The organism is Pseudomonas sp. A39 (assembly GCF_058145955.1).
On sequence record NZ_JBYVMD010000019.1, the window covers coordinates 101951 to 109551 of the forward strand.

Here is a 7601-nt window from a genome sequence, read left to right on the forward strand (position 1 = left end):
CCCTCCCACAGTTTTAACTGTGTTGTGTCAGTAGCCGACGGTGAAGCGTTCTGTGCGAGTGCTTGTGCGATTCAACGTTTCCAGCAACTTGAAGATCCCAATGTGGGAGGGGGCTTGCCCCCGATGGCGGTGGTTCAGTCAACGATATTCCAACTGACCCACCGCTATCGGGAGCAAGCCCCCTCCCACAGTTTTAACTGTGTTGTGTCAGTAGCCGACGGTGAAGCGTTCTGTGCGAGTGCTTGTGCGATTCAACGTTTCCAGCAACTTGAAGATCCCAATGTGGGAGGGGGCTTGCCCCCGATGGCGGTGGTTCAGTCAACGATATTCCAACTGACCCACCGCTATCGGGAGCAAGCCCCCTCCCACAGTTTTAACTGTGTTGTGTCAGTAGCCGATGGTGAAGCGTTCTGTGCGAGTGCTTGGGCGATTCAACGTTTCCAGCGACTTGAAAATCCCAATGTGGGAGGGGGCTTGCATCCCGATGGCGGTGGTTCAGTCAACGATATTTCAACTGACCCACCGCCATCGGGAGCAAGCCCCCTCCCACCGTTTTAACTGTGTTGTGTCAGTAGCCGACGGTGAAGCGTTCGGTGCGAGTGCTTGTGCGATTCAACGTTTCCAGCAACTTGAAAATCCCAATGTGGGAGGGGGCTTGCCCCCGATGGCGGTGGTTCAGTCAACGATATTCCAACTGACCCACCACTATCGGGAGCAAGCCCCCTCCCACAGTGTTAACTGTGTTGTGTCAGTAGCCGACGGTGAAGCGTTGGCGCGAGTGCTTGGGCGATTCCACTTCGTCGATCAGGGCAATGGCATAGTCGGCAAAGCTGATCCAACTGCGGCCTTCACTGCTGACCAGCAGATCATCCTGACCTACACGGAATGTGCCGGTGCGTTCGGTTTCAACGAACTCCGCCGACGGCGACAGGAAGGTCCAATCCAGCTCTTTTTCCTGACGCAGTGCTTCGAGAAATGCTGCGCCGGCACTGGCTTCGGCCTTGTACTCTGCCGGGAAACCCTCGCTGTCGATCACTCGCCCGCCACCCGGCAGCAGCAGTGAACCGGCACCGCCCACTACCAGCAGACGTTTCACCCCGGCTTTTTTCACCGGCGCGATCACGGCGCTGGCGGGTAGGGTAGCGAAGTGCGCGGCGCTGATCACCACTTCGCTGCCGCTGATGGCCTGTTGCAGCGCATCTGCATCCAGTGCGTCCACTTGCTTGACGGTGACACCCGGGCGCGCCGCCAGTTTGTCGGTGTTACGCGCAATCGCCACAACGCTATGCCCACGACGCAGCGCTTCTTCCAGCAGTTGGCTACCGGCACGGCCGGTGGCCCCAATGATTGCAATCTTGCTCATGACGTTCTCCAGTACGTTAGGGTTTAACACCATTCACCACTTCATTTCGCCCTTGGCGACTTTAGCGCTCAACTCCAGCGAGCTTTCGTCGGCGAGGGTGGGGTAACGCTTTTTCATGGCCGCGATCAGGGCGGCGGAGTTCTTGGCCTTGGTGGTCTCGGCGTCAAAGGCCTTGATGTAGTCGGCGGTAAAGGCCACGGATTTCAGAGACGGTGTGCCCAGGTAATGGCCTGGGATCACGGTGCGCGGCTTCAGGTCTTCGATGCGTTGCAGGGTGGTCAGCCAGTCTTTATGGGATTGCGCACTCTGGGTGTCGGCCATCCACACGTGAATATTTTCGGCGACCACTACGCCACCGACCACGGCCTTGATCGACGGGATCCACACAAAACTGCGGTCCGGCTGCGGGCCGTCCAGGCCGATTACGTCCAGTTGCTGGCCTTCGAGGTTCAGGCTGTGGCCTTCGAGTACCTGCGGCACGAGGGTTCGGGCGGGTTTATCGGCGCCCATTTTCGGTCCCCAGAACGCAAGCTTGCCGTCCACGGTCGCCTTGATGTGGTCGACCACCGGTTGCGGGGCCAGCACCTTGGCGTCGGGGAAGGCGGCGGTGAGGGTATCGAGGCCGAAGTAGTAGTCCGGGTCGCCATGGCTGATGTAGATGGTGGTCAGGTGTTTGCCGCTGGCGCGGATCTTCTGTACCAACTGTTCGGCCTGGCCCTTGCCAAATTGGGCGTCCACCAGGATCGCGTCCTTGGCGCCGCTGACCAGCACCGAGCTCACCGGAAAGATCGCGGCCTCGCCTGGGTTGTACACCTCCAGAGTCAGGTCGGCTGCCGCCGCATGGGCGGCGAAGGCCAGGGCGGCGGTCGCCAGGGTCAAGCGCTTGAGGGTTGAGAACATCGGTCAGCTCCAGCATCGGTAAGGGATGCACAGAGCTTAGTTGCACAAAACCAGACTAAAAATGCGATGCTGGGACATAGTTTGTTTCTGAAATCGGGCAGATCATGGATCGTCTTCAAGCAATGCGCGTGTTTGTCACGGTGGTGGACCTGGGCAGCCAGTCCGCCGCTGCCGATCATCTGGACCTGTCGCGCCCGGTGGTGTCGCGCTACCTGGCCGAGCTGGAAGATTGGGTCGGCGCACGCCTGCTGCACCGCACCACGCGCAAGCTCAGCCTCACGGCGGCAGGCGGTGAAACCCTGCCACGTTGTCGGCAATTACTGGAATTGTGTTGCGATATGCAGGCCGCCGTCAGCGAGCCGGATGACGCGCCCCGTGGCCTGCTGCGCCTGAGTGTCAGCACCTCATTCGGCCAGGCGCAATTGGCCGAGGCCATCGCCGAGTACGTCACGCGCTACCCGCTGGTGACTGTCGACCTGCAAATGCTCGATCGCACGGTGAACCTGGTGGATGAACGCATCGACCTGGCCATCCGCACCAGCAACGACCTGGACCCCAACCTCATTGCGCGGCGCCTGACTGTGTGCCGCTCCGTGGTGTGTGCCTCACCGGCCTATCTGCTGGCGCATCCGGCCCCTCGGAAAGTCGAAGAACTGGCCTCGCACAACTGCCTGACCCATTCCTATTTCGGCAAAAGCCTGTGGCATTTCGAAGAGGGTGGCGAGCACGTCTCGGTGCCTATCAACGGCAACATCACCTCCAACGAAGCCAGCACCTTGTTGCGAGTGACGCTGGCCGGGGCCGGGGTGTCGATGCTGCCCACTTACCAGGCCGGCGATTACATCCGCCGTGGCGAACTGGTGCGCCTGCTGCCCGAGGCTGAGCCTCGGCAGATGAACATCTACGCGGTCTACGCCTCGCGCAAGCACATGCCATCGGCACTGCGTAGCCTGTTGGATTTCCTGGTGCTGAGGTTCCCGGAAGAGCCGGCGTGGGATGTCGGTCTCTAGGCCGACATAAACGTGTTGAATGTCGCCCGATAATGGCAACTTGGCCTGGTTGACCTATGCTTTAGACAGCACCGTGTAGATCCGCTCAGAGGTCTGTGCCATGAGCATTAAAACCAGAAAGTACCTGATGATTTTCAGCCTGTGCGCCATTGCCAGCGCACTGTACGGGACTGCCGCCTACCGCGTGGAGCAGACCCGTATGCAGCCAACCTTTGCGATCAGCTGCCATCAGGATCAATGCGTTCCCCATACTGGCAGTTTCAGCGCGTTGCGCTAAAAACCGCCCTCAGGGGATGCAAATGTGGAAACCCGCTCTCACCCTTAGCGCTGCGGTGTTTCGGCCTTGAGTTGTTCGCGAAACGCCTTGGGCGAGAACCCGACGCGTCGGCGGAACAGTCGAGAGAAGTTGGTCGGGTCGGAAAACCCCAATACCTCTGACATTTCATTGATGGTCATGCTGGTGTAAGTCAGCAGGCGCTTGGCTTCCAGCAATTGGCGGTCGTGCATGATCTGCAGCGCCGGCTGCCCACCCAATTCCCGACATGTGCCGTTCAGGTGTGAGACCGAGATGCCCAGTTTGTGGGCCAGGTCTTCGATCTTCGGGTGTTCGCGGTAATGCTGCTCGACCAATTGCGTGAACTTGCGAAAATACTCGCGCCCCCGTGGCGCCCGTGGGTGGCGACGCTGGATGGCTTGGCGGCTGATCCACACCAGCAGCACGCTGACCAGCGCATGCATCATCATGTCCCGCGCCGGTTGTTCGTCGGCGTATTCATCCTGCAAGCGGGCGAACTGGCTGTTCAGGTAATCACTGTCCTTGCCCGCCGGGTAGTTGCCCAGCGCCTGTAAACCGTCGACCGTGGTGCCCAACTGAGTTTGCAAATGGCTGACCAGCGGCGCCGCGAGCGTCACCACATAACCTTCGACATCCTCGGAAAAACGAAACCCGTGCACACACAGCGGCGGCAATACCTGCAATGTCGCTTCGTTCAACGTGGAGCGCTGACCTTCGATCTCCAATTCTGCCTGGCCTTTGTGCACATACAGCAACTGGCACAGATCCGCGTGCCGGTGGGGCTGGATTTCCCACTGGTATTCCCGACTGCGCCGGGAAATGGTTTCACAGTGCAACAAATCGGGCGTCGGCCATTGCTGGTTTTCCCCGTAAAGCTTGAAGACCGGAATCGCGGTTTTGGTCATGGTTTCAATCCGATACCCAGGAGAGTGGTGCGGTAATCGCCCCGATTGGCAAAAAGCGCAGGCTTTGGCTCAGTTTTCACCTTCTTATGCTGGCCACTCAAGTGAAAAATGTCAGCTACAAGACCACTGACAATTCTTTCACCCTATCCGTTCGGGTGAAGCATGCGGGCGATAAAAATAATGAAAACGCTGAAAACCCAAGTCGCCATTATCGGCGCCGGTCCCTCGGGACTGTTGCTCGGCCAGCTGTTGCACAATGCCGGTATCGAGACCCTTATCCTAGAGCGCCAGAGCGCCGATTACGTGCAAGGCCGCATCCGAGCCGGCGTATTGGAGCAAGGCATGGTCGACCTGCTGAGGCAGGCGGGCGTCAGCCAGCGTATGGATAGCGAAGGCCTGGTGCATGATGGCTTCGAGTTGGCGCTCAATGGCCAGCTTACCCATATCGACCTCAAGGCACTGACCGGCGGTCAGTCGGTGATGGTCTACGGCCAGACCGAAGTCACCCGCGACCTGATGGCCGCCCGCGCCGACGCTGGCGCGATCACCCTCTACGAAGCCCGTGACGTGCAGCCCCATGGCCTCAAAAGTGATCGACCCTGGCTGACGTTTGAGCATCAGGGCGAAGCCTTTCGCCTGGAGTGCGACTACATCGCCGGGTGCGATGGTTTCCATGGTGTGGCGCGTCAATCGATCCCGGCGGAGTCCCTCAAGGTCTTCGAGCGGGTCTACCCCTTCGGCTGGCTGGGCATCCTTGCCGATACACCGCCGGTGCACGCTGAACTGGTGTACGCCAAGCACCCGCGTGGTTTTGCCTTGTGCAGCATGCGTTCGCCGACCCGCAGCCGCTATTACCTGCAGGTGCCGGTGGACGAACCGATCGATGAATGGCCCGACGCACGCTTCTGGGATGAACTCAAAACCCGCCTGCCCAGCCACCTCGCCGAGGACTTGGTAACCGGCCCGTCGATCGAGAAAAGCATCGCGCCGCTGCGCAGTTTCGTCGTGGAACCGATGCAGTACGGGCGCCTGTTCTTGCTGGGGGACGCCGCGCATATCGTGCCGCCCACCGGCGCCAAGGGCTTGAACCTGGCGGCCAGCGATGTGAGCACGCTGTATCGGATTTTGCTCAAGGTCTACGGCGAAGGGCGGGTGGACTTGCTGGAGCGCTATTCCGCCATCTGCCTGCGGCGGGTGTGGAAAGCCGAGCGGTTTTCCTGGTGGATGACCTCGATGCTGCACCAGTTTCCCGAGGCGGACGGCTTCAGCCAGCGCATCGCCGAGAGTGAGCTTGAATACTTCATCCACTCCGAGGCGGGGCGCAAAACCATCGCAGAAAATTACGTCGGACTTCCTTACGAAGCTATCGAATAGCCTGCTATCGTATCGAGCATTCCCGCGGGCCGCCTTTTCCCGCGGGCCTTGCTCGAAGGTCCTGCCGTGACGCACCTCAATCAGCCCGCTCCGCCGCTGCCCGCCGTACGCAGCATCCTCGCCTCACTGATGATGGCGATCTTCCTGGGGGCCCTGGACCAGACCATTGTCGCCGTGTCCATGCCCGCCATCTCCGCGCAGTTCCACGACGTCAACCTGTTGGCCTGGGTCATCTCCGGCTACATGGTGGCGATGACCGTGGCGGTGCCGATCTACGGCAAGCTCGGTGACCTCTACGGGCGCCGGCCGATGATGCTGATCGGCATGGGCCTGTTCACCCTGGCCTCGCTGTTCTGCGGCATGGCGCAAAGCATGGAGCAACTGGTGCTGGCGCGGATCCTCCAGGGCATCGGCGCCGGCGGCATGATCTCGGTGAGCCAGGCGATCATCGGCGACATCATCCCGCCCCGCGAACGCGGGCGTTACCAGGGCTATTTCAGCAGCATGTACGCGGTGGCCAGCGTCGCCGGGCCGGTGCTCGGCGGCTACATGACCGAGTACCTGTCATGGCGCTGGGTGTTCCTGATCAACCTACCCTTGGGCGCCGGCGCCTGGTACGTGGCCCATCGCACCCTGGTGGGGCTGCCGGTGCCGCAACGCAAGCCGATCATCGATTACCTCGGCACTGTGCTGATGATCATCGGCTTGACCGCCTTGCTGCTGGGCATCACCGAAATCGGCCAGGGCCACCCTTGGCGTGACGACGAAGTGCTGGGGCTGTTGCTGGCTGCCTTGGTGGCATTGACGTTATTCGTGTGGCACGAGCGCCGCGCACGCGAGCCGTTGCTGCCGATGCATCTGTTCGCCAACCGCAGCGCGGTGTTGTGCTGGTGCACGATCTTTTTCACCAGTTTCCAGGCGATTTCCCTGACGGTGCTGATGCCGCTGCGTTATCAGACGGTGACCGGCTCCGGGGCCGACAGCGCGGCCCTGCACCTGCTGCCGCTGGCCATGGGCTTGCCGATGGGCGCCTATTTTGCCGGGCGCATGACCTCCGTGACCGGACGCTATAAACCGATGATCCTCAGCGGCGCATTGCTGAGCCCCTTCGCCATCCTCGGCATGGCCCTGAGCGCGCCCCAGGCAGTGGGGCTGACGGCGATGTTCATGCTGCTGTGCGGCATCGCTGCCGGCATGCAATTCCCCACCTCGCTGGTAGGTACGCAAAACTCGGTGGACCAGCGCGACATCGGCGTCGCCACCAGCACCACCAACCTATTCCGCTCCCTGGGCGGGGCCGTGGGGGTAGCGTGCATGTCGGCACTGCTGCTGGCGCTGCTGCAAGATTCCAGCTTCGCCCACCTGGCCACCGGCGCAGTGGTGGCCGAAGGCAGTTCCGGCAACGTACTGCTCGACGGCCTCAACGCCGCCCCCGGCCGCGCGCAGGACGCCCTGCGCGGCGAGTTGGCAGTGACATTCCGGCATTTGCTGATGGTCAGTGCAGCGGTGTCACTGCTGGGGCTAGCGGCGGCAATCGCAATGCCGAACCGAGTGCTGCGCGGCCGTGAGGACAAGGCAAAATAAACCGCAGTGACGCCGAGTTATCTACACAAGCGTGTAGCACTCAACCGTAACCACGATGCGAAGCGAGCCGCTCTTGATCGTGACCTTGATCTAGCTTTTGATCTCAGGCGCCCCGTCAAACACGCTGGCCGGAATTCGACAGGGATTTGGGGGGTAAACCGGCAGGGATG

7 protein-coding genes are annotated in these 7601 nt (G+C 61.1%); 4 read left to right on the forward strand and 3 right to left on the reverse strand.

Translation table 11 applies throughout. From position 1 onward, the window contains the following. Nucleotides 1-748: 748 nt before the first annotated feature. Nucleotides 749-1363, reverse strand: coding sequence for an NAD(P)-dependent oxidoreductase (locus AC3ZU9_RS16575; RefSeq protein ID WP_490090994.1), 615 nt, complete (start codon nucleotides 1361-1363; stop codon nucleotides 749-751). A gap of 33 nt (nucleotides 1364-1396) precedes the next feature. After that, nucleotides 1397-2263: an MBL fold metallo-hydrolase gene (locus AC3ZU9_RS16580; protein WP_102060943.1), complete on the reverse strand. Its 867-nt coding sequence runs from the start codon at nucleotides 2261-2263 to the stop codon at nucleotides 1397-1399. Nucleotides 2264-2367: 104 nt separating this feature from the next. Here AC3ZU9_RS16580 and AC3ZU9_RS16585 point away from each other — a divergent pair, with 104 nt between their 5' ends. Next, entirely contained in the window at nucleotides 2368-3273 is a 906-nt protein-coding gene (locus AC3ZU9_RS16585) for a LysR family transcriptional regulator (RefSeq protein WP_046036548.1), read from the forward strand. A 100-nt stretch (nucleotides 3274-3373) separates the two neighbouring features. Next, nucleotides 3374-3550 carry a hypothetical protein gene (locus AC3ZU9_RS16590; protein WP_012722801.1) on the forward strand — a complete coding sequence of 59 codons (177 nt, stop codon included), beginning with the start codon at nucleotides 3374-3376 and terminating at the stop codon, nucleotides 3548-3550. A gap of 44 nt (nucleotides 3551-3594) precedes the next feature. Here AC3ZU9_RS16590 and AC3ZU9_RS16595 read toward each other — a convergent pair whose 3' ends face one another. After that, nucleotides 3595-4473 (reverse strand): helix-turn-helix domain-containing protein, encoded by an 879-nt coding sequence (locus tag AC3ZU9_RS16595; RefSeq protein ID WP_093547008.1) that lies wholly within the window; start codon nucleotides 4471-4473, stop codon nucleotides 3595-3597. 189 nt (nucleotides 4474-4662) lie between these two features. Here AC3ZU9_RS16595 and pobA point away from each other — a divergent pair, with 189 nt between their 5' ends. Together pobA and AC3ZU9_RS16605 are read left to right on the forward strand one after the other, a co-directional pair. Continuing rightward, entirely contained in the window at nucleotides 4663-5847 is a 1185-nt protein-coding gene (gene pobA, locus AC3ZU9_RS16600; RefSeq protein WP_175538125.1) for a 4-hydroxybenzoate 3-monooxygenase, read from the forward strand. Between the two features lie 66 nt (nucleotides 5848-5913). After that, nucleotides 5914-7431 carry an MDR family MFS transporter gene (locus tag AC3ZU9_RS16605; RefSeq protein ID WP_046036551.1) on the forward strand — a complete coding sequence of 506 codons (1518 nt, stop codon included), beginning with the start codon at nucleotides 5914-5916 and terminating at the stop codon, nucleotides 7429-7431. The last annotated feature ends 170 nt before the right edge of the window (nucleotides 7432-7601 follow it).

Bases quoted from the DNA above. Each gene is read 5' to 3' on its own strand.
- AC3ZU9_RS16575 (WP_490090994.1), bottom strand. From the start codon at position 1,363: ATGAGCAAGATTGCAATCATTGGGGCCACCGGCCGTGCCGGTAGCCAA.
- AC3ZU9_RS16580 (WP_102060943.1), bottom strand. From the start codon at position 2,263: ATGTTCTCAACCCTCAAGCGCTTGACCCTGGCGACCGCCGCCCTGGCC.
- AC3ZU9_RS16585 (WP_046036548.1), top strand. From the start codon at position 2,368: ATGGATCGTCTTCAAGCAATGCGCGTGTTTGTCACGGTGGTGGACCTG.
- AC3ZU9_RS16590 (WP_012722801.1), top strand. From the start codon at position 3,374: ATGAGCATTAAAACCAGAAAGTACCTGATGATTTTCAGCCTGTGCGCC.
- AC3ZU9_RS16595 (WP_093547008.1), bottom strand. From the start codon at position 4,473: ATGACCAAAACCGCGATTCCGGTCTTCAAGCTTTACGGGGAAAACCAG.